Below are 23,404 nucleotides of genomic sequence, written 5' to 3' on the forward strand. Positions count from 1 at the left end.
GAAAAGCCAGTGAATCCTCACTGACTTTTCTGCAATTTCATATTTATTTAATAATTACTCAGTTGCTGCGATAACAGCACCCTTGTATTTATCCTTAATAAAATCTTGAATTTCTTTCGATTGAAGAACCTCTACAAGTGTTTTGATTTCCTTACGGTCTTTGTCCTCCGAACGAACTACTACAAGGTTTGCTGGAACCACGTCACTACCTTCAAAGGCAATACCATATTTTCCAATATCAATGCCGCCTTCTAATGCATAGTTGGTATTAATGGCAACCGCATCACCTTCACCGTTTTCGAAGGAAGATGCTAGTAATTTTGCTTCAATTAATTTAGGGAACTTCAGGTTCTTTGGATTTTCAACGATATCGTCTATTCTTGCGTTTGCACCCACGCCTTCTTTAAGCTTGATTAGTCCAGCCTTTTCAAAAATAGGCAGGATACGGCCGTGGTCACTTAAAGAATCACTCATAATAATGGTTGCACCATTTGGAAGATCTTTTAGACTTTTATACTTTTTTGAGTAAATGCCGATTGGTTCTTTATGAACCCCACCCACACTGACAAAATCAAAATCTTTATTTTCTTTCATCTGCAGATCTAAATACCCAGGTGTTTGGAAATAGTTTGCATCTATTTCTTTATCCTTTAATGCTACGTTTGGCAGAATATAGTCTTGGAAAACTTGAATTTCCAAATCAATACCTTTTTTCTTCAATATTGGTTTTGCTGCTTCAAGTACTTCTGCGTGTGGTACAGCTGTTGCACCAACCACTAATTTTTTGTTCCCATCTTTATCTGCTGAATCATTTTTTGCACCGCCGCAGGCTGCTAAGGCAAATACGGTAAACGCAATGAAAATCAAACCCAGAACTTTTTTCATTCTTTTCTCCTCCTGTTATCGTTTATCTGTTTTCTTTGTGAAATAATCTCCAATAAATTGGATAATAAAAACTAAGATTAAAATAGCAATAGTTGCCACTAACGTAACCATTGGCCTGTTGCGTTGAAAGCCTTCTAGATAGGCAAAATGGCCAAGTCCACCGGCTCCAATGACCCCAGCCATTGCAGTAAAGCCAACAAGTGAAATCGTGGTAACGGTAATCCCGGAAATTAATGCTGGCAAGGATTCAGGTATTAATACCTTAAAAATAATATGTCCATGTGTGGCACCCATTGATTGTGATGCTTCAATTACCCCTTTATCAATCTCCCTAAGGGCGATTTCCACCATACGCGCATAAAACGGAGCTGCTCCAATAATCAGTGCCGGCAGTGCAGCATTGGCACCGAGCATTGTCCCAACGAGAATTTTAGTAAAAGGGATTAATAAAACAATTAAGATAATAAAGGGAATGGATCTAAAAATATTTACAAAGCCGGCAGTAATAATGTTTACTCCGCGATTTTCCCATATGTTTCCTTTACTCGTTAGAAATAGCAGCAGGCCTAGTAACAAGCCCAAAATAAATGTGGCAAGGACCGAGATAGCGGTCATATAGATCGTTTCACGTGTTGCCAGTAACAGCCCATCCCACTTAACTAATTCCATAAAGTCAGCCATTACTGATCACCTCCACGCCCACTTGCTGCGAGTGAATATATTCGATGGCTTTCTGAATTTCATTTGCTTGGCCATCCAAATGAATAAATAATGTTCCATAAGACCCGTTTTGCGTATGTGAAATATTCCCTTGCAGAATATTTACTACGACATCAAAATCACGAATAACACGTGTGATTAAAGGCTGTTCTGTTGCTTCCCCAAGAAACGATAGTTGAATGACCTTTCCATGCGGATAGCGCTCAAGCAAATGCTCTGCTGTCTCTTTTGTTTTTTCCGGTTCGGTTACCTGCTGCACGAAACGCTTCGTGATGGGTTGCTGCGGGTTTTTAAATACATCAAGTACTGGCCCAAGCTCGACTATCCGCCCGCTTTCCATGACCGCTACCCGATGACAGATTTTCCGGATGACATGCATTTCGTGAGTAATCAACACAATCGTTAAGCCAAGTTGTTTATTAATATCCACTAAAAGGTCGAGAATAGAGTCAGTGGTTTGCGGATCGAGCGCTGATGTCGCCTCGTCACATAAAAGCACCTTCGGGTTATTGGCAAGGGCCCGGGCAATCCCGACCCGCTGCTTCTGACCGCCGCTAAGCTGCGAAGGGTAGGCGTCTCCTCTGCCTTCAAGGCCGACTAACTTGATCAACTCTTCAACCCGTTTTTTTCTTTGCTGTGCGCTCACACCAGCAATTTCTAATGGAAACGCGATATTTTCGCTGACCGTTCTTGACCAAAGAAGATTAAAGTGCTGGAAAATCATGCTGATTTCCTGACGGGCTTTTCTGAGCTCTGCACCCTTTATTTTTGAAATCTCCCTGCCAGCCACGTTTACAGTTCCATCCGTAGGCAGCTCGAGACCATTTAACATGCGGATTAAGGTACTTTTTCCGGCCCCGCTATATCCAATCACACCAAAGATTTCTCCTTCTTTAATATCAAGGTTAACTTCATCAACTGCTTTTAGTTGCCCCTGCTTGGTAGAAAAAATCTTTCGTACATTTTTAATTGAAATCATTGAATCACCTACTTCTTATCCTTATTTTAGGATTTGATAATTTTCACGAAAGGATTCTATTTTAGTAAAATAAATAGCCTCTCTGCGCAGGCAGAAAGGCATCATCATTAAATGAATCCTTTCTCCCATCTCTCAAAGCCGTAAGCTTTGTGTGAATTGGCACCATTTCAATAAATTGACGGTTGCCGGGCTTCATAGGGCACATCCCTCCACCTCTCTTGATAAGAGCAAAAGCTATCCTATATTTAATTATTCATTCATTAATACTATTATTATGAAAGTAATAGTATCACGGTTAGAAAGTAGTGTCAACGACGAAATTCTACATTTTCAAAAAACTTTTTTGGAAAAATTCAGGCATTTGTTTTTAAAGATGTTAGGCCAGTTGCAGCTTCGATTGCGTCCTCTAAATCTTCCACTAAGTCCTCAACATTTTCAATTCCAATGGAAAGACGGATTAAATCCTCGGAAACGCCCGCCGCCTTTAAACCTTCCGCATCCAGCTGCTGGTGTGTGGTGCTTGCTGGGTGGATAATTAAGCTCTTGGCATCCCCGACATTAGCCACGTGTGCCCATAAGGTGATCGCATCGATTAATTTCGCACCGGCTTCCCTGCCGCCTTTAATGCCAAATACCACCATAGAACCAGCACCCTTAGGCAAATATTTTTGCGCCAATTCATAGTCAGGATGTGATGGATGCCCCGGATAAGAAACCCATTCAACCGCAGAATGATTTTGCAAGTATTCCACTACCTTTTGGGTGTTGGCCACATGCTCTTTCATCCGTACATGAAGCGTTTCTAAACCAAGAACAAACTGGAATGAGCTTTGCGGACTTAAAGCCGGCCCCATGTCGCGGAGAAGCTGTACGCGTGCTTTAATAATATAAGCTACCGGTCCAAGTGCCTCAGCATAGACCAGGTCATGGTAACTGGCATCTGGCGTTGTAAAACCAGGGAATTTTGGCGAATTCCAATCAAACTTGCCGCCGTCGACAATTATGCCCCCTGTAGTTGTTCCATTTCCTAACAGCCACTTGGTGGCGGAGTGAACGACGATATCAGCGCCATGCTCAATTGGACGGCACAAGTATGGTGTCGCAAAGGTGTTGTCCACGATAAGAGGAACCCCTGCTTCGTGTGCAATATTGGCTACCTTTTCAATATCAAGGATTCTTAAGCTCGGATTGCCGATTGTTTCAGCAAAAACGGCTTTTGTTTTTTCCGAAATGGCCGCACGGAAGTTTTCCGGATTCTCTGGATCTACAAACTTTACATTAATCCCGTATTTTGGGAGGGTCACTGCAAATAGATTATAGGTTCCGCCGTATAGGTTGGATGCAGCAACAATTTCATCGCCTGCTTCGGCAATGTTTAAGATGGCCAGTGTGATAGCTGCCATGCCGCTTGCCACTGCCAGTGCACCAACGCCGCCTTCTAGGAGCGATACTCTTTCTTCAAAAACAGTTGTGGTGGGATTGTGAATCCGCGTATATATGTACCCAGGCTCTGCTAAGGCGAAAAGGTTGGCGGCATGCTCTGTGCTTTTGAATTGGTAGGCGTTATTTTGATAGATAGGTAGCGCCCGTGCTCCTGTTACAGGGTCTGGTGTGAGGCCACCGTGAACACTTAATGTTTCAAACCTTAACTTCTTTTGTTTTTCTGACATAGTTCTTATTCCCTCCCAATATAAAAATAAAACCCATGCTTCCTATAAGAAGATGGGGGTTCTCCGCTCTTCTTATCTTTCAGAGCCTGTTTGCTCTGCTGGATTTAGCACCGTGTGGTCTACCGGTTGCCGGGCTTCAACGGGCCAGTCCCTCCGCCGCTCTTGATAAGAATGTTTATTTAGTTCGTTGATCGTTGCTTGAATATTCTAAAAAAATAATACCTGAAGTTTAATTCCGAGTCAATACCTTTGATTAAATTATTTCGGCAAGATTTGTCTGAGCTTTAGTTAAATAAAATAGTGATTCCAGTAATAATACGGTCCTTAGTGCGCCTTTTACGTTCAGGACTCCATTCCGTTGCAGTACCCTTAATCTTTCTTTCCCTTCAAGAAGTTGCTTTAGTTCTTGTAGGCCGCCGTGGATTTGGCAATTCGCCTGATCCTGTTGTGAGTCATAGAGGGCGAATATTTCCCCGTTTTTAATAACCAGTTGAACCGATTGCTGTTCGGTGGTACTTAGGCTAATCCTAAGTTCTGCGTGCTGTATTAGCGGAAGAATATGTCCTTGGTCATTAAATGTTTTTAAAAAGCTATTAACCTCTTCTATCATTTTAATCACTCCGAAATCCTCGTCTATACCAATTACTATTCAGCAGTGATTTATTTATTCCTTTATGATTTGCTCGACATTTATCTTCGGACGGATGGGGAAATATTAACATTTCCCGAGAAATATGTCGGACTATGCTGGATGCTGGTAATGTTAACAAAATATTCATACATTCTAATTTGCGTTTAAGTTGGAGTAAAATTGGATATGGGTATTTTAATTATTTGAGAGGATGTGGACTATGCCTACACCAAAAAAATCGCGCCGAGTAACAAAGGAGTTGCTTATGTTACGGGCATTAAACCCGCGTATGGCACTTACTGATACAGACAGGAAAAAGTATTATGCTCTTGAAAAAGGCTATCAAGGAGAAGTGATGTTTGATGCTTTAACCGAAAGATTGAAGAATAACTGCATCGTTTTAAATGGCTTGCTTTTTAAATTGAAAGAAAAGCACTTTCAAATCGACACTATTATTATTTTTCAAAAAACGATTTACCTGATTGATGTAAAAAATTTTGAAGGAGACTATATTTATAAGTCTGACCCCGACCGTTTTTGTAAAAATGATACCGAAATTGACGACCCTATCCTTCAATTGTTTCGAAGCGAGTCAAAACTGCGGCAGCTTCTCGATGAGTACAGATTTAATTTGCTGGTTGAATCCTACGTGGTTCATATCAACCCCACGTTCACCTTATACAAGGCTCCTCAAAACAATCATGTTATTCTCCCAACACAAATCAATCGCTTCATAAGAAAACTAGAAAATATCCCATCAAACCTGAATGGTGGCCATGAGAGGTTGGCAGACCTATTAATTTCTTTGGATCAAGGTGATTATCCTAATGCTCCAAAGCCGACTTATTGTTATGAGCAGCTAAGAAAAGGTACTTGTTGTTCGAAGTGCAACTCATTTTCGGTTTCGGTTGAAGAGAGAAAAATCGTTTGTAATACGTGTGGGTGCGAGGAAAGACTGGAGTCGGTAGTGCTGCGCAGTGTTGGGGAGTTAGTGTTGCTTTTTCCGGAGTTTAAGATTACGACTACTTTGGTGTTTGAGTGGTGCGGGGGTGTTTTTTCTAAGAAAATGATTCGAAGGGTTCTTAAGGCAAACTACACACTAGTAGGACATGGGCAATGGTCGTTTTTTGAGTAAATAATTACCTTTTTGAGTATCGGGGGATAATAGATTTACGGCCAGGGCAGCCATTCCTTTCATTGGTTACCTTTACTCTTGGATTTACAGCGGTTCGGGCGCCCATATCCCCTATTGGTTACCCTTCCTCTTGGTTTTACAGCGGCTTGGCACCCATATCCCCTATTGGTTACCCTTCCTCTTGGTTTTGTGGCGGACAAGGCACCCATTCCTATTATTGGTTACCCTTCCTCTTGGTTTTATAGCGGTTTGGGCACCCATATCCCTTATAGGTTACCCTTTCTCTTGATTTTAAGGCGGACCGGGCACCCATTCCTTTTATTGGTTACCCTTCCTCTTGGTTTTACAGCGGTTTGGGCACCCATATCCCTTATTGGTTACCCTTCCTCTTGTATTTACAGCGGTTTGGGCATCCATATCCCTTATTGGTTACCCTTCCTCTTGGTTTTACGGTGGTTTGGGCACCCATATTCCTTATTGGTTACCGTTCCTCTTGTTTTTGTAGCGGACCGGGCACCCATATCCTTTTATTGGTTACCCTTCCTCTTGTATTTACAGAGGTTTGGGCACCCATTCCCTTTATTGGTTACCCTTCATCCCGGTTATCCGGCCGTTCAGGCATCCATTCCCTTTATTGGTTACCTTTCCTCTCGGTTTTTCAGCTGGCCGGGCTCTATGACTCTTTAATGCTTATCTCTTTCCTCAAATCGAGTAGAGGGAAAATAGGTTGACTATTTTCGCCCCTCTCACAACACCGTACGTACGGTTCGCGTATACGGCGTTTCAATTTATATTACAGTGTGTACTTTTAGGTAACGTTCTAGAGCAGAGGGTACTCCCCTCTGCTTTAGTCTTTTGTTTGAGATTGCTCTTTGGACAACTTTTGATAACCCGATATACCGGTATCCTTTCCGGCAGAACGTTAATCCTTTCGCTTCTTCTTCGGGTATTCCTAGTTGAATTAGCGACTTGATTTGTTTTGCCGATACTTTCCATTGTTTCCAGATGATTACTCTTATTCTTGAGCGTAGTTTCTTATCAATTCGACTTGTTAATTTTTTCATATTTGCGATTCTAAAGTAATTTACCCACCCGAACATGACTTGTTTCAGTTTCAATATTCGGTAGTCTAGCGGAACACTCCAGTTTCGCTTTGTCAGTTGTCGAAGCTTCCTTTGAAATTTCTGTACTGAAGTTGGGTGAGGTTTCGCTTGGTATCTCTTGTTTGTGAAATCGTAGTAATACCCAAATCCTAAGAATTTCAATTCTTTTGGGCGAGAGATTTTACTCTTTTCGACATTGACTATCAACCCTAATTTTTCTTCTATAAATTTCACGATTGATTTCATCACTCTGTTCGCTGCTTTTTCACTCTTCATAAAGATGAGGGCATCATCCGCATATCTCACGAATCGTAGTCCTCTACTTTCTAATTCCTTATCGAATTCATTTAACATAATATTACTTAAGAGCGGACTGAGGTTGCCTCCTTGCGGAGTCCCAATTGGTGTTTCTTCATATTTCCCATTCACCATAACCCCACTGACAAGGTATTTTCTTATTAGTGATATGACGTCTCTATCATTTATTGTGTTAGATATGATTCGCATAAGTTTATCGTGGTGGACTGTATCGAAGAATCTTTCAAGGTCAATGTCTACTACCCAATCGTGTCCATCATTCAGAATTTCCAAGCTTTTTATAATCGCCATTTCACAACTTCTTTTTGGTCTAAAGCCGTAACTGAATTCACTGAACTGCTCTTCAAATATCGGACTGAGAACTTGATGAATGGCTTGCTGAACTACTCTATCCACTACTGTTGGTATTCCCAATTTGCGCATCTTTCCATTTTCTTTTGGGATTTCCACTCTTAAGGCAGCTTGTGGTTGGTATTTTCTTGTTCTGATACGCTGACGCAGCTCATCCTTATTCTCTTTCAGATATTGCTTTAATTCATCGACCGTTACTCCATCGACCCCACTTGCACCTTTATTTTTATAGACACGTAAGTAGGCTTCATTCATATTTTTATTACTTAGAATCTGTTCTAAAAGTTCCACACTCGTTTCTCCTTCCCTCTCACGTAGTAAGTGATAGCTCCCTTTTGGTTATCCTTTGAGATACGCTCATACTTTCGCCATTAACACATTCGGAGTACGTCACTCACGCATTCGTGGTGTTGAAACACTATAAATTGTTCAGCCCTTCATGAATTTTCATTCATTACTATGGCTTCTGCTGACTTCTTGCGGCTAACCTTTTTCGACTGTATTTCTGTACATCCGCAAGACCTCCCAGGGTAAGACAACTATCTTTCCTCTTTTACTCGCCTGATTTACTCTATAAAGTTACGCACATCTTTTGGACTTTGACTTGATATGGAGCCTTATCCTTTTATAAAGCCTTGGTATCAGATTTCTGTTCGTCGAGCCAAGATTTTATTCCACGCTTCCTCCAGCCCCTACCTCACGGTAAGCGCCTTGCGTTTCCTTAGTGGTTGGTCGATGTGTACCCCCACAGTGGACTTTCACCACCTAGATAGTTGTCATGCCTGGCACACATAAAAAAACAGACGCCCCACCCGGCGTCTGCTCATCCTCTCAAATACCCTTTTATCTTCTCTAACAAGTACGGAACCGAATGAAATGCGTAAAGCGTCTCTGCCATACGCCCGCCTTCAACAAACAACAGGCACGGCACACTCTCAATCGCAAAAGACTCAGCCAGATCAGGGTAGTAATTTAGGTTCATTTTTCCAACACTAAAATCCCCTAGGGCAGCCTCCACAACCATAAGCATTTTTCCGGCCACCTGGCAGGTCCCGCACATGGGTGTATAAAAGTAAACTACACCGCGCTCGCCGCTCTCCCAAAACGCGGAAAATTCATTTCGATTCCATTCTAACATCTGTAACTTCAGCCCATCTCTAAAAACTCTTTATGCACATCAATGTTTGCCCCCAGCAAAACCGTTGCTAAGTGGTGCTCTGGGGCGGTTGCCACTTCGCGGTACATTCGGTCTATATATAAATGCTCTGCATTTGGAAATTCTCTTTTAAAAAGCTTGCGCAGCTTTTCGCCTGCTGCATCGGCGTCGACAAGAATGTAGACATCTTTGTCCTCAAGAATATCAATCCATTCATCCAACTTTGTGTGACTAATGGTTCCGTTTGTACAAATTATTTCGACGGGCTCTTTTAAAATATTCTTGACTTTGTTTTTGTCCGATTTTCCTTCCACAATAAGAACTTTGTCAACATACGAATCATTCATCATCCATCACCTGATATGAAGTGGTTTACTGTTAACATATTCCGGAATTCCTAATACGTGTACACATCTTTGTATGTCAACTATACCATCATTGTTATTTTTAAAATAGGAATTTGCTTATAAGATGATGAAATTCTTTTATTTCTCAGCACCATCCGCCATCATCACAGTCTGTATACTTAGCATCCCTGCCCTCTGTTGTGGAGACATGCTGATATATCTTTTGGCCTTCGGCTTCAAAATGGTGTTCGAGCTTCATTTGAATATTATCTGGAAGTTTACAAATGCCGATTGACTGATTTTCCAAAAATAGCTCTAATTCTCCATTTTTGAGCTTGCCCACGACCCTGTCTGTTACGTCTATCTTATGGTGATTCAATGCCATTTTTTCCACCTGCCATATAATTTTATTTATAGTTTCCCCATTAACGCAGAAGAAAAAGTGGTAATAAAAAGAAAAAGCACCCGCAATAGGCGCTTTTTCGCTCAAAAAATTAATCTGCTTTAATCATTTCCTCGTATTGCTCAGCAGTCATCAGATCATCCAGCTCGCTGCTGTTTGAGACTTCAACCACAATCATCCATGCCTTTTCATAAGGAGATTCGTTCACATATTCAGGGTTATCATTCAAATCTTCGTTAATTTCGACAACCTTGCCGCTAATAGGGGAGTAAAGTTCGGAAACCGTCTTAACAGACTCGACGCTGCCGAATGGTTCGCCGGAATTGATCTCATCGCCGACTTCAGGAAGTTCAACGAAAACGATGTCTCCTAATTCATGCTGTGCAAAGTCGGTGATTCCTACACGCACGCGGCTACCTTCCGTTTTTACCCATTCATGCTCTTCAGTATAACGCAATTCTTTTGGTGTGCTCATTGTCTAAATCCCTCCATAATTTTTCTAAAAATATCTATCATCGAAATATATCGATTGCCCTTTTAATGACGGACTATTTCGTCCATACTTTCTCAAACTCATCTTCTTTAAAGCCGACAGTGACATGTTCACCGTCTGTTAAAATCGGCCGTTTCAGCAACATGCCGTCAGACGCAAGCAAGTCTAACAGTTCATCTTCGGAAGCGGTCTTTAATTTGTCTTTAACGCCTAATTCACGATATTTCATTCCGCTAGTGTTAAAAAACTTCTTTAATTCCAAGCCGCTTTTTTGATAAAAATCTCGAATTTCCTCATGGGATGGAGGATTTTCCACGATATGTACAGGCTCATAATTAACTTCATGTTGGTCAAGCCACTTTTTTGCGTTTCGACATGTTCCGCACTTCGGATACCAGTAAAAAGTCAAAGACATCCTTTTCACCGCCTTTTACTAAAATTCAGTCATAATTGAATATTACCATAACTATTTTCAAAAGAAAAAATATCCATCCAACAAATTCGACTAATTTCGTGAAAATCCTGCCAAGTTTCGAAAATATTCAAAAATAAAAGGCCCCCACAAGAATGAACAAAGGGAGCCCTGTAAAAGGTATTAAACTAGATAACGTTCAGCTTCGACGATGACATCAGCAGCTTCGCGTTTTTTTGCAATTACGTTGATTGGAGTGTGGCGAGTCAGCTTTCTTAGTGTGGAAAGCATCATGCGCAGCATGTCGCCTTGTTCAACAGCCACAAGTGTTTCTTTCGCAACAGCTTCGATGCGGTTGAACGCTTCTTGGCAGAAGATTTGAGTGTAAAGAAGCTTCTGCTGGTTCTTTTCTGCGCCGTCTTTGGCAATTGCTTTTTCAGTACGCAACACAACAGATTCCATTGAATATACGTCTGAAATGATATCAGCGATATTTGCAAGGATTTCCTGCTCTTTTTCAAGGGCCTTGCCAAATTTTTGAGCTGATAAACCAGCGGCAACTAGCGCAAGTTTCTTAGCTTGCTTTACTAGATATTTTTCCTGTGCTAATGGCTCATCGCCTGGCTCTTCAGGCATTAACATCATTAATTCTTCTTGAAGGGCCATTGCTTTTTGGAATAATGGAAGCTCGCCTTTAATCGCTTTTTTCACAAGAGTACCTGGAACAAGAAGACGGTTGATTTCGTTTGTTCCTTCGAAAATACGCTGGATACGGGCGTCACGGTATGCTCTTTCAATTGGATACTCCTGCATGAAGCCGTAACCGCCATGGATTTGAACGCCTTCGTCAACCACATGGGCAAGTACTTCACTGCCGAAGAATTTGTTTAATGAACACTCTATTGCATATTCAGCGATAGAATCCGCAAGTTTCTTAATATCTTTAGTTTCTTCATCGGAAAGCTTGCCTTGGTTTTCTTCATATAGGCCGATTGTGCGCCATACGGAGCTTTCAGCCGCATAAATTTCAGAAGCCAATGTTCCGAATTTTTCTTTTGTTAAATTAAATTGAGAAATTGGTGTTTTGAATTGCTGACGGCCGTTTGCATATTTTACAGTCATTTCAAATGCTTTCTTGGAACCGCCCACAGCACCGATTGCAAGCTTGTAACGACCGATATTTAAGATGTTGAACGCGATAACGTGGCCTTTGCCGATTTCACCTAATAGGTTTTCAACTGGAACTGGGACATCTTCTAAAATAAGGGTCCGAGTGGATGAGCTCTTGATACCCATTTTCTTTTCTTCAGCGCCGGTAGAAACGCCAGGGAAGCTACGGTCTACGATAAATGCTGAGAACTTTTCACCGTCAATTTTAGCGTATACAACAAATACATCTGCGAAGCCGGCGTTCGTAATCCATTGCTTTTCGCCGTTTAGAATATAGTGAGTGCCTTCTGCATTTAATTTGGCAGTAGTTCTTGCGCCTAGAGCGTCTGAACCTGAACCTGGCTCAGTTAATGCGTAAGCAGCTAGTTTTTCACCAGATGCAAGGGCTGGTAAATAGCGATTCTTTTGGTCTTCGTTACCGAATAAAACGATTGGCAGTGAGCCGATACCTACGTGTGCACCGTGGGAAAGAGCGAAACCGCCTCCGCCGGCCATTTTTTCAGTAATTAGAGATGAAGTGATTTTGTCCAAGCCTAAACCTTCGTACTCTTCAGGTACGTCAGCAGCTAAAAGACCCAGTTCGCCGGCTTCCTTTAAAAGCTTGACTGTGATATCAAATTCATGGTTTTCAAGACGCTCAAGAACAGGATGAACTTCTTTTTCCACAAAGTCTTCAGCTGTCTTGGCTATCATTAAATGTTCTTCAGTAAAATCTTCCGGGGTAAAGATTTGATCATAAGTAAGATCTTCAATTAAAAAGGCTCCGCCTTTAACGATTTTTTTAGTTTCAGTCATCGAAAATTCCTCCTAATTTAAATTGGTAGGGTGGGGGCGACTCGCTCGAGGGCAGGGCCGCCAAAAAAATTTAAAGTAATTCAAATACGCCTGCAGCACCCATTCCGCCGCCGATACACATGGTAACGACACCGAATTGTTCCTGTCTGCGTCTTAGTTCATTGATTAGCGTTAAGGTTAATTTTGCACCTGTACAGCCAAGCGGGTGACCTAATGCAATCGCACCGCCGTTTACATTCACTTTCTCTTCATCAAGGCCAAGCTCACGGATAACCTGAATGGACTGGGAAGCAAATGCTTCGTTTAATTCAAACAGGTTGATATCGGAGACTTCAAGGCCAGCAAGCTTAAGAGCCTTTGGAACGGCAACAACCGGACCGACACCCATGATTTCCGGCGGAACGCCGCCGACAGCGAAGGAGCGGAATCTTGCCAATGGCTTAAGGCCAAGCGCTTCTGCTTTTTCACGATCCATAATCATTACTGCAGCCGCACCATCACTTGTTTGTGATGCGTTACCAGCAGTTACTGAACCTGTTACCGAGAATGCAGGACGAAGCTTTGCCAATGTTTCAAGATTTGTTTCCGGACGAACACCTTCGTCTTGAGAAAACTTGATTGTTTTTTCAACCAGTTTATTGTCTTTGCCGACAGAGCGGAAAGTAACATCAACTGGAACGATTTCATCAACAAATTTGCCTTCCTGGATGGCTTTGAAAGCGCGTTGATGGCTTCTTACTGCAAAAGCGTCCTGCTCTTCACGGGTAATGCCGTATTTTTTCGCTACCTCTTCAGCTGTATGACCCATTCCCATGTAATATTCCGGTGCGCTTTCGACTAGTTTTGCGTTTGGCCGGATCACGTGTCCGCCCATTGGCAGCAAGCTCATTGACTCTACTCCGCCAGCGATGGCTGTGTCGATGTGCCCAAGCATAATGGATTGTGCCGCATACGCAACGGCCTGCAAACCGGATGAACAGAAACGATTGACAGTGATGGCTGGAACCGTGTGCGGAAGTCCTGCCAATGCCCCAATATTTCGTGCCACGTTCATGCCCTGCTCTGCCTCAGGCGTCGCGCAGCCAATCACTAAATCATCGATATTACCGTCATAATTTCCGGCACGCTTTAATGTTTCTTTTACGACTAATGCCCCCAAATCATCAGGACGAACTTGGGCAAGCGTTCCTTTTTTCGATTTGCCGACCGGTGTTCTTGCGCCGGCAACGATTACCGCTTCTCTCATGCAAGTTCCCTCTCTTTCTTCCATTCTTGGAATATACGAATCTATATGTCTGCCAAGGGCGAGGGCCCCTGGCTGTCTCATAATTTTTAATGCTTAGAGCTCGTTTTCTAGTTTCTTAACGGCTTCCCTTTCACAAGCATGTGCTGCATGCGCTGCTGTGTTTTCGGTTCTTTGATTAAGCTTAAGAAAGCTTCTCTTTCAAGGTCTAATAGATATTCCTCGTCGACCTCAGTACCATATGGTACTTTACCGCCGGCAATAACGTAGGCTATTTTCTTCGCAATTTTTAGATCATGCTCGGAAATATAGCCAGATAGCTTCATCGCTTCTGCGCCAAGTAAAAGCGTGGCATAACCAGTTTCACCAACAACTGGAACCTTTTTCTTCACGCGTGCTTTGTAGCCTTTCTCATGCAGTGCAAGAACAGCCTGCTTCGCATCGTATAAGAGATGGTCGCCGTTGACGCTGATGCCGTCGGCTTTGCTTAAGAAGTTATTTTCGCGTGCTTCTTCACCTGAAGTGGAAACCTTCGCAGTGGCAATTGCTTCAAAAACTTTATTGGCAACCTGCTGCAGGTCAAATTGTACGCCGTTTGGAATGTTTTCCAAGTGCTTAATGTAAAGTTCTTTGTTTCCGCCTCCGCCAGGCAGTAGACCGACACCGACTTCAACAAGACCCATATACGTTTCAGCAGAAGCTTGAATATGTGCAGATGGCAAGCAAACCTCAGCACCGCCGCCAAGTGTCATGCCAAATGGCGCTGCGACAACCGGTTTGGCGCTGTATTTTACTTTTAATAATGCTTTGTGAAGCTGACGAACTACCATGTCGAGTTCCCAATAGTTGTCATCCTGGGCTTCCATCAGCATCATCGCCAGGTTTGCACCTACACAGAAGTTCTTGCCTTGGTTACCGATGACAAGGCCCTTGTAGTTTTTCTCCACTTCATCAATAGCAAAGTTGATCATTTGGATTGAGTCCATACCGAGTGCATTGTTTGGTGAATGGAACTCTAAGAGTGCTACACCATCACCGATATCGATTAAGCTTGCACCGCTGTTTTTCTTAATAACGCCTTTTTGCTTCTTAATTTTCTTAAGGTCAATCACCTTTGGATTGAACTCAACAAGCTTGTATTCACCTTTATCGTAGTAGTAAAGCTCGTTGTTTTCTTCTTTATAGAAGGTGGTGAAGCCTTTTTCAAGCATTTCGGTTACCCATGCAGGGATTTCCATGCCTTGTTCCTTCATCTTCGCTACTGATTTTTCAACACCGATTGCATCCCATGCTTCGAACGGTCCGTGCTCCCAGCCAAAGCCCCATTTCATGGCCCGGTCGATGGACACGATATCATCTGCAATTTCTCCTAAAAGCTTAGCCGAATAAACTAAGTTTTGAGAGTTGGTATTCCACAAGAATTGTCCTGCACGGTCATTTGCATAAACAAGCGCTTTCAATTTGTTGCCAGTGCCTTTTTCCTGTTTCGCCAACTCCATGGAAGGAGTGGACAGTTTTTTGCGCGGTCCGTATTCAAGTGTATGTGGATCCAATTCAAGAATTTCTTTACCCTGTTTCTTGAAGAAACCTTGCCCAGACTTGCTTCCTAACCAGCCGTTTTCAATCATTTGCTTAAGGAAAGCAGGTACTTCAAAAACTTCCTTCTCATGGCCTTCGACTTTTTCGTACACGTTTCCAGCAACGTGATAGAAAGTATCTAGTCCAACTACATCAAGAGTTCGGAAGGTAGCACTTTTTGCACGACCAATTAGTGGACCCGTGAGGGAATCAACTTCACCGACACTGTACCCGCCCTTTAACATTTCGCGGACAGTTACGAGCAGGCCGTAAGTTCCGATGCGGTTGGCGATAAAGTTTGGTGTATCCTTCGCTACTACAACACCTTTACCTAATACATCCTCGCCAAATGTTTTCATGAATAAAAGCACTTCTGCATCAGTATATTGTGTAGGGATAATCTCTAATAATTTCAGGTAGCGCGGTGGGTTGAAAAAGTGTGTTCCAAGGAAGTGCTTTTGGAAATCCTCTGAACGGCCTTCCACCATCGCTTCAACAGAAATACCGGAAGTATTAGAACTAATGATGCTGCCTGGTTTGCGATATTGGTCAACTTTTTCAAAAACTTGCTTCTTAACATTGAGGTTTTCAACGACTACTTCGATCACCCAGTCTACATCTTTTAGTTTCTCTAAGTCATCCTCAAGGTTACCTGCTTCGATTAGCGCGATATTCTTTTTAGCTGAAAGTGGTGCTGGCTTTTGCTTAAGTAATTTTTGAATGTTTGTGGCTGCGATGCGGTTACGTACCTGTTTATCTTCTAATGTAAGTCCTTTGGCTGTTTCTTCTTTTGTCAATTCACGTGGCACGATATCCAATAATAGTGTTGGAATGCCGATATTTGCTAGATGTGCCGCAATACCTGATCCCATCACTCCGGATCCTAAAACGGCTGCTTTTTTGATTAATTGGTTCAACATTGTCTCCCCCTTCAAACTTTGAATGAATCTTCATTCATTTTTTGGGTAAAAAAAATTTCAAACACCTGAATGAGTTTTACTACTAATTACTATAAGATATTTCAAAAAATTGTGCAATCGGTAAACGTGGAAAATTGAAATTTTTTTGAATAATGATTCTTCTTCTCACTACGATATATATTTTGGGGGCTGGGCAACCTATGTTTTGAGGTGATAAACGATGGCGAAAATGAAAAAAAATCCGTCTAAGGCAGGCGTCAGCGCAGCGAGTGTGCAAGGAAATGCCGGACCGGGCCGCGAAGCAAGCGGAGTGGACAAGCAAAACAGCCAGAATAGTCAATTTAAACGATAATTTATAAAAGAAGGTGCTCCTGAATTAAACTTGGAGCACCTTCTTTGATAAAATTCGCATTAAAAATGCTCTTTTGGAATTTCTATTGGCGAATTTTTGAGTGCTATTGGCGAATTTAAGCGTTCTATTGGCGAATCACAGACTTCTATTGGCGAATTGCAAAATTACTTTTGATTCGATTTCCGATGCTGCTCATTTAAGACTTTAATATCGTTAATAATTTCCTTCATCTCCGCGCGCGCTTCCGGATAAAGCGCACTCCAATGGCCAATTAGTGCGGGCATTGACTTGGCAATATGGGAGTACAACGCCCATGCCTTTACTTTTTCCTTTGTTGCTTCATCTGTTTGGCCAACCAACAGCTCACTGTATTTTTCAAGCAAGGCCTCGAATTGCTGAGCAAAATCCTTCTCCATCCTGACACCTCCCATTCTTGGCATTTAGATTGCACGGACAGGTTTTGCAGCGTTTGCTGCTCCCTTCCAGCTGATATGTAAAGCAGCACGTTTTTCTGATCCGCACCTCTTCTGACCATTCTTCCAGATAACTTTTTTCAGCGTAATATTTTTGCAAAGGGTTCTGTTTATAGCGTCCAAACAAAGAACCATTTGCTTCAAAGATTAGAAATGTAAAATCTTCTAAAGCATTCTCATGTTCTGTTAACTCGGATTCGTACACCCAAAATACATACACTGCGATATTTTCCCATAAAATGAATCGCGAAATACCAAATGTCTTTTCAAAGAAAGCTATAATCGGGTAAATATTTTTCGCAAAAAGATCCCTAATTACACGTTTGCGCCATTCGGAACGCGCTACGGCACCATTCCACTCTTGGACTGTTATATCCTTGAAAGAAAAAGACGGTAGCCAATTACCCTCCCCGGAGGCGGATTCCATTGTCACACCATCCAAAGAAACATTGATTTTCTTACTCCACGCTGTCATTGCATAAAGCGCAATAACCGCCAGAAATGCATACCGTTTGATAAAAATGGAGGCCGCTACTTTTTCCGAGGAGGCGCCGATTCTACTCGATAAATTCGCCATAAATTTTTTCAAAAAGGCTTCATCCAAAACATTAGAAGCCTCAAAAAATCTGTCAAGCTCTGCGTTGAACCTGTATTTACTTAATTCAGTGGTTTCCTTCTCCGTAAGTAGTTTATCCATTGACAGCGGCCGCCTTATCTAGAATACATCTTCCCTTGCCATAAGGAATGCAAAGCGGCGTCCCGAACAACGGGTCCATTGTTACTTCGCAGTCCATATCAAATACGTTTTTCACCAGGCTGCAGTTGATCACATGCTCCGGCTTTCCCTGGGCGCAGACATTTTGATTCTTGATGGCGACAATATTATGGGCATAACGGCAGGCAAGATTTAGATCGTGTAGCACCATGACCACCGTCCGTTTTTTCTGTTCATTTAATTCAAAAAGCAAATCAAGAATCTCGATTTGGTGGGTCATATCCAAATACGTTGTCGGCTCATCTAGTAAAATAATTTCCGTATCCTGAGCCAGAGTCATGGCAATCCAAGCCCGCTGTCTTTGGCCGCCGGAAAGGGAATCCACAGGTCTGTCCTTTAAATCCTCTAGCCGTGTTGCTTTAAGAGCATCGTTTACCTTTTTCTCATCCTCTTTCGACCACTGCCGAAGCCAAGTTTGGTGTGGATATCGTCCCTGTTTAACAAGCTGCAGGACAGTTAAGCCTTCAGGTGCAGTCGGTGACTGTGGCAAAATGGCCATTTTTTTTGCAATCTCCTTTGTCGATAATTTGGAGATTGCTTTACCATCAAGAAGAACAGAGCCGCTTTTCGGCTTTAGAAGACGGGCAATTGAACGAAGCAGAGTTGATTTTCCGCATCCATTTGCACCTATAAAGACAGTAATTTCACCCTTTGGAATTTTTAAATCTAATTCCTTTATGATGAGAGTTTCCCCGTAGGATATGGACAACTCCTTTGTTTCAATCGAAATCGTCATATAAAGCCAACTCCTTCAGCAAGATTTAAATATTTCTAGTTTTAAAAAGTAAGTAAATAAAGTAAGGGGCACCGATTCCTGCTGTAAATACTCCAGCCGGCACCTCCAACGGTGAAAACATCGTCCGGCCAATAAGGTCTGCAAGCATCACAAGGATTCCGCCAAGCAAAGCCGAAACCGGCAGCAACGCACCAAAGGACGACCCGACAAGTCTGCGAGCCATATGCGGTGCCATTAATCCGACAAAGCCAATGCCGCCGGCAAATGCCACGGAACCTCCGATTAGTGCCGTGCTTATCATTAATAATAGAAAGCGATGTTTCTGAACCTTTTCACCCAAGCCAGTCGCTATGTCATCGCCAAGCTCTTGGATATTTAGCGTCCGCGCTGCCACAAAGGCAAGAATCAAAAAAATCACAGCCCACGGGGCAAGAATGGCGACGTTTTTCCAATTGGAGCCATAGACGGTTCCGGTAATCCAAATATTTGCCTGACTCGCCTGATAAATGGGACCCATCACCATCAAGAGGGTTGTTAATGCCTGCATAAGGGTGGAAATTCCGATTCCTATTAACACAAGCCTAATCGATGAAACTCCATTTTTCCAAGCAAGGAAATAAACTAAAAATGCTACAACCCCAGCGCCAATAAAAGCGGCAAGCGGTAACCAGGCAATACTTACTGTCAGCGAATGGTTTTTGTCGCTAAATATCGCTAAAAAGCCGACAACAGCAACGGCCGCCCCGCCGGTAATTCCCAGCACATCAGGAGAGGCCAGCGGATTGCGGATCATCCCTTGCAAAATACCGCCAGCAGTCGCTAAACACATGCCGACAATAAGGGCGACAATAATGCGCGGCAGGCGGAAGGAGGTGATCACCAGCGTCTCCATATCCGGCCCGGAGCCCAATAAAACCTTTAAAACTGTCAGAGGATTAATTTTCATTTCCCCGGATCCCGTACTTAGGACAAAAACCGCAAACGTGATGATCAGCAGGACGGTAAAAATAATCCCAGCTTTTCGGTCCATTAAAACCGAAAAGCTGCCATTTAACAGACGGAAATTTTTATATTTGCTCATCGTGCATTGAACCCCTTTCTTGCAATGAAAATGAAGAACGGAGTTCCAATGATGGCAGTCATCACGCCGACAGGAACCTCTGACGGCATTAACAAATATCTAGCAGCAATATCGGCTGCCAATAATAGGATTGCACCTAAAACCCCGGCCATCGGAATGACCCAGCGATGGTCAATTCCTACAATCGACCTGGTGATATGAGGAACGACAATCCCTACAAAACCGATCGGTCCGGCCACGGTAACCGATCCTCCTGCTAATAAAATGACTAGCACCCCGATGGCAATTTTAATGAACCCTGTATTCAACCCCAGTCCTTTCGCTACATCTTCCCCCATAGCAAGGATATTCATTTTTCCAGAAATCATGAGGGAACCAAGCCAGCCTACTCCTATGTATGGCAAGACTGAAACAAGCGTTTCGAGCTTGCGGCCTGAGACCGAACCAGCGAGCCAAAACAGCACCTGGTCCAAAAGGGCTTCGTTCAAAACAAGCAAGCCTTGCGTAAAAGACGAGAACATAGCCGCCATTGCCGCACCCGCTAATGTGAGTTTCATTGGTGTTAAGCCGCCGCGTCCTACGGAGCCAATGACATATACGCTGATAGCCGCGACCGCAGCTCCAAGAAAGGCTAAGGCATTAAATCCCTGAGTACTATCAATAGAGAATAAGGTAATCGCGACGACTACAGCGAACCCTGCCCCCGCATTAATCCCAAAAATCCCTGGTGATGCCAACGGATTTTTCGTTAAGGTTTGCATTAGCACTCCGGCAATGGCGAGGCTTGCTCCGACTACGGAAGCAATCAGTGCCCGCGGCAGCCGGACCGTTTGAATGATGATATGCTCATTTGAGCCATTATTGTTTGTAAAAGCGTCAATTGCCATCTGCAAATTCGTGTCTGTATATCCGAAGATGACACTGGCACACATAAGTAACAGCATTAGAATAATAGCCGCCAATAAGCCGGCCAATTTTAAGGAAGAACTTTTTAAAAGCATGTTGAAAAACCTTTCTCTCTTTATCCTTAGTTAAATCCTCTCGCTACTTTAGTCTATCTCTAATTGATAATGATTGTCAATTAAATTGATAATAGTTTTCAATTATGATGCTGCCTGCCTTCATGAAATTGTCATTGATTTTGAAAATCATTTTCAATAAAACTGTTGACAGCTGAACGGCAGGCACTTTATGATTAGGATGTAATTGAAAATGATTATCATTCACATTTGAATAAGGAGGATACATACCTTTATGAAAGCTTTAAAATCATTTTTAACTCTCTTTTCCGTCATGGCTGTTTTCTTATTAGCAGCTTGCGGCGGAAATACAGAAAAATCAACAGAGAAAAAAGAAACTGGAAAAACTGCTGAAAAGTCGTATACAGTTGATCATGCGATGGGCTCTACAACAATTAAGGGGACACCTAAACGCGTGGTGGTTTTGACAAACGAAGGAACTGAAGCATTATTAGCTTTAGGCATTAAACCAGCCGGCGCGGTTCAATCCTGGCTTGGTGACCCATGGTATGATCATATTAAAAAAGACATGAATGGCGTAGAAGTTGTTGGAACTGAAAGCGAAGTTAATGTTGAAAAAATCGCTGCTTTGAAGCCGGATTTAATTATCGGGAACAAGCTGCGTCAGGAAGCGGTTTATAACCAGTTAAGCGCCATCGCTCCGACGGTTTTTTCAGAAACATTACGGGGAGACTGGAAGGAAAACTTTAAATTATATGCAAAAGCTGTCAATCAAGAAGAAAAAGGCAACAAGGTGTTAAGCGATTTCGATAATAAAGTTGCATCATTAAAGGAAAAACTCGGTGACAAAGTAAATCAGGAGGTTTCAGTCGTCCGCTTTATGGCTGGAAAATCCCGAATCTATTATACAGATTCCTTCTCTGGGGTGATTTTTAACGAGTTAGGATTTAAGCGTGCTGCCCAGCAGGCAGAGCTATTTACACCTTCTAATAAACTTGGCAACCTGGCTGTCGAAGTTGGCAAGGAAGTGATTCCGAAAATGGACGCGGACGTTCTTTTCTACTTCACTTACGCTCCTAACGGCGACCAGACTGCTTTAAATACTGCTAAGGAATGGACAACGGACCCTCTTTGGAAAAACTTAAATGTTGTTAAAAACGGCAATGCCCATGAGGTTAGCGATGCTGTTTGGAACACTGCCGGAGGGGTTATTGCGGCAAACTTGATGCTCGATGATCTTGAAAAAATCATGCTTAAGAAATAGTTTTTTTTTAAATTCCTTTATACAATTCACATTGAAAGAGCAGGGCAAGACAATAGCCCTGCTCTTTCTCCTTTGGAGACATATTTAGAGGGTATCCGCCGAGTTGGGGCAGGTATCCGCCGAAATATAGGAGTTATTCGCCAAGTTCAGGGGGATATCCGCCGATTTTCAAATATAATCCGCCAACCCCCATATTGACAGAAAAAAAAGAGCGGAACCATGTCGCTCTTTTTCAAACCAGTTATGCCGTTGTCGAAAACATATACTTTTTATAATGATACCTAATGGAAAAAATCAATCCCAGCCCCAGCATGTTCCCCATCAACGCGCTTCCCCCGTAACTGATGAACGGGAGCGGAATACCGGTGATTGGCAGGACGCCGATGGTCATGCCGATGTTTTGGAAGACATGGAAGGTAATCATGCTGATGACACCAACACAAATATAGGTATAAAAATGATTCTTTGTTTCCATTCCGACCTTTGTAATATGGTAAATAAGCAAAAAGAATAAACTAATCAGCACACTTGCGCCAATAAAGCCGAATTCTTCGCCGACAACACTGAAAATAAAGTCAGTATGGCTTTCCGGCAAATATACTTCCCGGTGGCCATAGCCTTTCCCTCCAGTTTGCCCAGAGCCAATCGCCATTAACGATTTGGTTAGCTGATAACCGGCTGAGCTTTGGAAATTATAAGGGTCAAGCCATGAATAAATCCGGCCGAACTGATACTGTTTAACACCTAGATATTTTTCCAGCAAATCAGGCTTCCATAAAACAAAATAGAGAATTGTTGATGCAAGCACGATTCCGGCTGAGAAAATGGGCACAAGCAGTTTCCAAGAAATGCCCGAGATAAAGATCATCCCTAATAAAATGGCCAGAAATACGAGCGAGGTTCCTAAGTCTGGCTGCTGCATCACTAAGAGCAGCGGCACCATCGTCACAAGACCAAGCTTCACCAACAGCCAGAAATCGGTCTGCAATGTTTTGACAGGATTTTTATGGTGATGGTCATCAATCACCCGCGCCAGTGCCAAAATGATAAAAATCTTTACAAACTCAGAAGGCTGCAAAGAACCCATGCCAGGAACCTTATACCAGCTTTTCGCCCCGTTGATCAAAGGAGCAATGCTGGTCGGAGCAACAATTAAAAAGCCGAGCAAAAAGATCCCGAAGCCGTAAGCGTACCAGGTTAATTTGCGGAGCTGATCGGAATCCAGCGTCATCACCGCCGCGACAATCCCGCCGCCAACCGCATACCAGACAATTTGCTTCAGCAGAAAGTTTTCCTTATATTGACCGCTCGCCTGCGCACTATATATCGACACACAGCTAGCCAAAAACAACAATAATACTATCAAAACAAGACTGTAATCAATCTTGGAGGTTGTGTTCTTTGAAGTCACGAAGAAGTCCCACCTTAAAAAAA

At 42.7% G+C, this 23,404-nt stretch carries 23 protein-coding genes and 2 riboswitches; of the genes, 3 read left to right on the forward strand and 20 right to left on the reverse strand.

Annotation, left to right across the window (positions count from 1 at the left end; genetic code table 11):
- Positions 1-54: 54 nt before the first annotated feature.
- The 5 genes from QNN06_RS26420 to QNN06_RS26440 form a co-directional block, all read right to left on the reverse strand.
- Positions 55-885 carry a MetQ/NlpA family ABC transporter substrate-binding protein gene (locus QNN06_RS26420; RefSeq protein WP_217032090.1) on the reverse strand — a complete coding sequence of 277 codons (831 nt, stop codon included), beginning with the start codon at positions 883-885 and terminating at the stop codon, positions 55-57.
- Between the two features lie 15 nt (positions 886-900).
- Positions 901-1,566 carry a methionine ABC transporter permease gene (locus tag QNN06_RS26425; RefSeq protein ID WP_213117831.1) on the reverse strand — a complete coding sequence of 222 codons (666 nt, stop codon included), beginning with the start codon at positions 1,564-1,566 and terminating at the stop codon, positions 901-903.
- Positions 1,559-2,584 carry a methionine ABC transporter ATP-binding protein gene (locus QNN06_RS26430; RefSeq protein WP_284036259.1) on the reverse strand — a complete coding sequence of 342 codons (1,026 nt, stop codon included), beginning with the start codon at positions 2,582-2,584 and terminating at the stop codon, positions 1,559-1,561. The genes QNN06_RS26425 and QNN06_RS26430 overlap by 8 nt, the downstream gene beginning before the upstream one ends.
- Positions 2,585-2,706: 122 nt before the next feature.
- Positions 2,707-2,812: riboswitch (SAM riboswitch) on the reverse strand.
- Between the two features lie 125 nt (positions 2,813-2,937).
- Positions 2,938-4,254 carry an O-acetylhomoserine aminocarboxypropyltransferase/cysteine synthase family protein gene (locus tag QNN06_RS26435; RefSeq protein WP_284036260.1) on the reverse strand — a complete coding sequence of 439 codons (1,317 nt, stop codon included), beginning with the start codon at positions 4,252-4,254 and terminating at the stop codon, positions 2,938-2,940.
- A gap of 69 nt (positions 4,255-4,323) precedes the next feature.
- A riboswitch (SAM riboswitch) is annotated at positions 4,324-4,426 on the reverse strand.
- Positions 4,427-4,507: 81 nt separating this feature from the next.
- Positions 4,508-4,864, reverse strand: a complete 357-nt coding sequence (locus QNN06_RS26440) for an SCP2 sterol-binding domain-containing protein (RefSeq protein ID WP_284037981.1) — start codon at positions 4,862-4,864, stop codon at positions 4,508-4,510.
- Positions 4,865-5,150: 286 nt separating this feature from the next.
- Here QNN06_RS26440 and QNN06_RS26445 point away from each other — a divergent pair, with 286 nt between their 5' ends.
- Positions 5,151-6,020: a nuclease-related domain-containing protein gene (locus QNN06_RS26445; RefSeq protein WP_284036261.1), complete on the forward strand. Its 870-nt coding sequence runs from the start codon at positions 5,151-5,153 to the stop codon at positions 6,018-6,020.
- Positions 6,021-6,808: 788 nt separating this feature from the next.
- On the opposite strand, the gene ltrA is transcribed toward QNN06_RS26445, so the two are convergent.
- The 9 genes from ltrA to QNN06_RS26490 all read right to left on the reverse strand — a co-directional run bounded on the left by ltrA (position 6,809) and on the right by QNN06_RS26490 (position 16,309).
- Positions 6,809-8,083, reverse strand: a complete 1,275-nt coding sequence (ltrA, locus tag QNN06_RS26450; RefSeq protein WP_284035999.1) for a group II intron reverse transcriptase/maturase — start codon at positions 8,081-8,083, stop codon at positions 6,809-6,811.
- A gap of 532 nt (positions 8,084-8,615) precedes the next feature.
- A complete protein-coding gene (locus QNN06_RS26455) occupies positions 8,616-8,930 on the reverse strand; it encodes a thioredoxin family protein (protein WP_284036262.1) in 315 nt (104 codons plus the stop codon).
- 8 nt (positions 8,931-8,938) lie between these two features.
- On the reverse strand, positions 8,939-9,295 hold the full coding sequence (locus QNN06_RS26460) for a toprim domain-containing protein (protein WP_213117825.1): 357 nt from the start codon (positions 9,293-9,295) through the stop codon (positions 8,939-8,941).
- A 145-nt stretch (positions 9,296-9,440) separates the two neighbouring features.
- Complete coding sequence (locus tag QNN06_RS26465; RefSeq protein WP_284036263.1) at positions 9,441-9,680, reverse strand: YusG family protein; 240 nt, start codon at positions 9,678-9,680, stop codon at positions 9,441-9,443.
- 109 nt (positions 9,681-9,789) lie between these two features.
- Entirely contained in the window at positions 9,790-10,173 is a 384-nt protein-coding gene (gene gcvH / locus QNN06_RS26470) for a glycine cleavage system protein GcvH (protein WP_213117823.1), read from the reverse strand.
- A 73-nt stretch (positions 10,174-10,246) separates the two neighbouring features.
- Positions 10,247-10,606: an arsenate reductase family protein gene (locus tag QNN06_RS26475; protein ID WP_284036264.1), complete on the reverse strand. Its 360-nt coding sequence runs from the start codon at positions 10,604-10,606 to the stop codon at positions 10,247-10,249.
- 180 nt (positions 10,607-10,786) lie between these two features.
- Entirely contained in the window at positions 10,787-12,568 is a 1,782-nt protein-coding gene (locus QNN06_RS26480) for an acyl-CoA dehydrogenase family protein (protein ID WP_217032105.1), read from the reverse strand.
- Between the two features lie 70 nt (positions 12,569-12,638).
- Positions 12,639-13,814: an acetyl-CoA C-acetyltransferase gene (locus QNN06_RS26485; RefSeq protein WP_213117820.1), complete on the reverse strand. Its 1,176-nt coding sequence runs from the start codon at positions 13,812-13,814 to the stop codon at positions 12,639-12,641.
- Between the two features lie 107 nt (positions 13,815-13,921).
- The gene (locus QNN06_RS26490; RefSeq protein ID WP_284036265.1) at positions 13,922-16,309 is read right to left on the reverse strand and encodes a 3-hydroxyacyl-CoA dehydrogenase/enoyl-CoA hydratase family protein; all 2,388 of its coding nucleotides are present in this window, start codon (positions 16,307-16,309) and stop codon (positions 13,922-13,924) included.
- A 220-nt stretch (positions 16,310-16,529) separates the two neighbouring features.
- Here QNN06_RS26490 and QNN06_RS26495 point away from each other — a divergent pair, with 220 nt between their 5' ends.
- Positions 16,530-16,661: a YuzL family protein gene (locus QNN06_RS26495; protein WP_213117818.1), complete on the forward strand. Its 132-nt coding sequence runs from the start codon at positions 16,530-16,532 to the stop codon at positions 16,659-16,661.
- A gap of 164 nt (positions 16,662-16,825) precedes the next feature.
- Here QNN06_RS26495 and QNN06_RS26500 read toward each other — a convergent pair whose 3' ends face one another.
- From QNN06_RS26500 to QNN06_RS26520, 5 genes are read right to left on the reverse strand one after another with little or no spacing between them, the layout of a single operon-like run.
- Positions 16,826-17,077: a DUF2573 family protein gene (locus QNN06_RS26500; protein ID WP_217032109.1), complete on the reverse strand. Its 252-nt coding sequence runs from the start codon at positions 17,075-17,077 to the stop codon at positions 16,826-16,828.
- On the reverse strand, positions 17,037-17,831 hold the full coding sequence (locus QNN06_RS26505) for an IucA/IucC family C-terminal-domain containing protein (protein ID WP_284036266.1): 795 nt from the start codon (positions 17,829-17,831) through the stop codon (positions 17,037-17,039). The genes QNN06_RS26500 and QNN06_RS26505 overlap by 41 nt, the downstream gene beginning before the upstream one ends.
- A complete protein-coding gene (locus QNN06_RS26510) occupies positions 17,824-18,645 on the reverse strand; it encodes an ABC transporter ATP-binding protein (RefSeq protein WP_217032113.1) in 822 nt (273 codons plus the stop codon). The genes QNN06_RS26505 and QNN06_RS26510 overlap by 8 nt, the downstream gene beginning before the upstream one ends.
- 25 nt (positions 18,646-18,670) lie before the next feature.
- A complete protein-coding gene (locus QNN06_RS26515; protein ID WP_217032115.1) occupies positions 18,671-19,726 on the reverse strand; it encodes a FecCD family ABC transporter permease in 1,056 nt (351 codons plus the stop codon).
- On the reverse strand, positions 19,723-20,727 hold the full coding sequence (locus QNN06_RS26520) for a FecCD family ABC transporter permease (protein WP_284036267.1): 1,005 nt from the start codon (positions 20,725-20,727) through the stop codon (positions 19,723-19,725). Before QNN06_RS26520 ends, QNN06_RS26515 begins: the two co-directional genes overlap by 4 nt.
- A 253-nt stretch (positions 20,728-20,980) precedes the next feature.
- Between QNN06_RS26520 and QNN06_RS26525 the strand changes: the two genes are divergently transcribed.
- Positions 20,981-21,970, forward strand: a complete 990-nt coding sequence (locus tag QNN06_RS26525; protein WP_284036268.1) for an ABC transporter substrate-binding protein — start codon at positions 20,981-20,983, stop codon at positions 21,968-21,970.
- Between the two features lie 241 nt (positions 21,971-22,211).
- On the opposite strand, the gene rodA is transcribed toward QNN06_RS26525, so the two are convergent.
- Complete coding sequence (gene rodA / locus QNN06_RS26530) at positions 22,212-23,381, reverse strand: rod shape-determining protein RodA (RefSeq protein WP_284036269.1); 1,170 nt, start codon at positions 23,379-23,381, stop codon at positions 22,212-22,214.
- Between the last annotated feature and the right edge of the window lie 23 nt (positions 23,382-23,404).

Source organism: Neobacillus sp. 114, assembly GCF_030127045.1.
Lineage (GTDB): Bacteria > Bacillota > Bacilli > Bacillales > Cytobacillaceae > Neobacillus > Neobacillus rhizophilus.

Coding starts and splice junctions, on each gene's coding strand:
- gcvH (WP_213117823.1), bottom strand. CDS start 10,173: ATGAGCACACCAAAAGAATTGCGTTATACTGAAGAGCATGAATGGGTA.
- QNN06_RS26465 (WP_284036263.1), bottom strand. CDS start 9,680: ATGGCATTGAATCACCATAAGATAGACGTAACAGACAGGGTCGTGGGC.
- QNN06_RS26515 (WP_217032115.1), bottom strand. CDS start 19,726: ATGAGCAAATATAAAAATTTCCGTCTGTTAAATGGCAGCTTTTCGGTT.
- QNN06_RS26525 (WP_284036268.1), top strand. CDS start 20,981: ATGAAAGCTTTAAAATCATTTTTAACTCTCTTTTCCGTCATGGCTGTT.
- QNN06_RS26435 (WP_284036260.1), bottom strand. CDS start 4,254: ATGTCAGAAAAACAAAAGAAGTTAAGGTTTGAAACATTAAGTGTTCAC.
- QNN06_RS26475 (WP_284036264.1), bottom strand. CDS start 10,606: ATGTCTTTGACTTTTTACTGGTATCCGAAGTGCGGAACATGTCGAAAC.
- QNN06_RS26490 (WP_284036265.1), bottom strand. CDS start 16,309: ATGTTGAACCAATTAATCAAAAAAGCAGCCGTTTTAGGATCCGGAGTG.
- QNN06_RS26520 (WP_284036267.1), bottom strand. CDS start 20,727: ATGCTTTTAAAAAGTTCTTCCTTAAAATTGGCCGGCTTATTGGCGGCT.
- QNN06_RS26500 (WP_217032109.1), bottom strand. CDS start 17,077: ATGGAGAAGGATTTTGCTCAGCAATTCGAGGCCTTGCTTGAAAAATAC.
- QNN06_RS26480 (WP_217032105.1), bottom strand. CDS start 12,568: ATGACTGAAACTAAAAAAATCGTTAAAGGCGGAGCCTTTTTAATTGAA.
- QNN06_RS26420 (WP_217032090.1), bottom strand. CDS start 885: ATGAAAAAAGTTCTGGGTTTGATTTTCATTGCGTTTACCGTATTTGCC.
- QNN06_RS26505 (WP_284036266.1), bottom strand. CDS start 17,831: ATGGATAAACTACTTACGGAGAAGGAAACCACTGAATTAAGTAAATAC.
- QNN06_RS26445 (WP_284036261.1), top strand. CDS start 5,151: ATGTTACGGGCATTAAACCCGCGTATGGCACTTACTGATACAGACAGG.
- QNN06_RS26425 (WP_213117831.1), bottom strand. CDS start 1,566: ATGGCTGACTTTATGGAATTAGTTAAGTGGGATGGGCTGTTACTGGCA.
- QNN06_RS26510 (WP_217032113.1), bottom strand. CDS start 18,645: ATGACGATTTCGATTGAAACAAAGGAGTTGTCCATATCCTACGGGGAA.
- QNN06_RS26485 (WP_213117820.1), bottom strand. CDS start 13,814: ATGAGAGAAGCGGTAATCGTTGCCGGCGCAAGAACACCGGTCGGCAAA.
- QNN06_RS26455 (WP_284036262.1), bottom strand. CDS start 8,930: ATGTTAGAATGGAATCGAAATGAATTTTCCGCGTTTTGGGAGAGCGGC.
- QNN06_RS26460 (WP_213117825.1), bottom strand. CDS start 9,295: ATGAATGATTCGTATGTTGACAAAGTTCTTATTGTGGAAGGAAAATCG.
- QNN06_RS26440 (WP_284037981.1), bottom strand. CDS start 4,864: ATGATAGAAGAGGTTAATAGCTTTTTAAAAACATTTAATGACCAAGGA.
- QNN06_RS26430 (WP_284036259.1), bottom strand. CDS start 2,584: ATGATTTCAATTAAAAATGTACGAAAGATTTTTTCTACCAAGCAGGGG.
- QNN06_RS26495 (WP_213117818.1), top strand. CDS start 16,530: ATGGCGAAAATGAAAAAAAATCCGTCTAAGGCAGGCGTCAGCGCAGCG.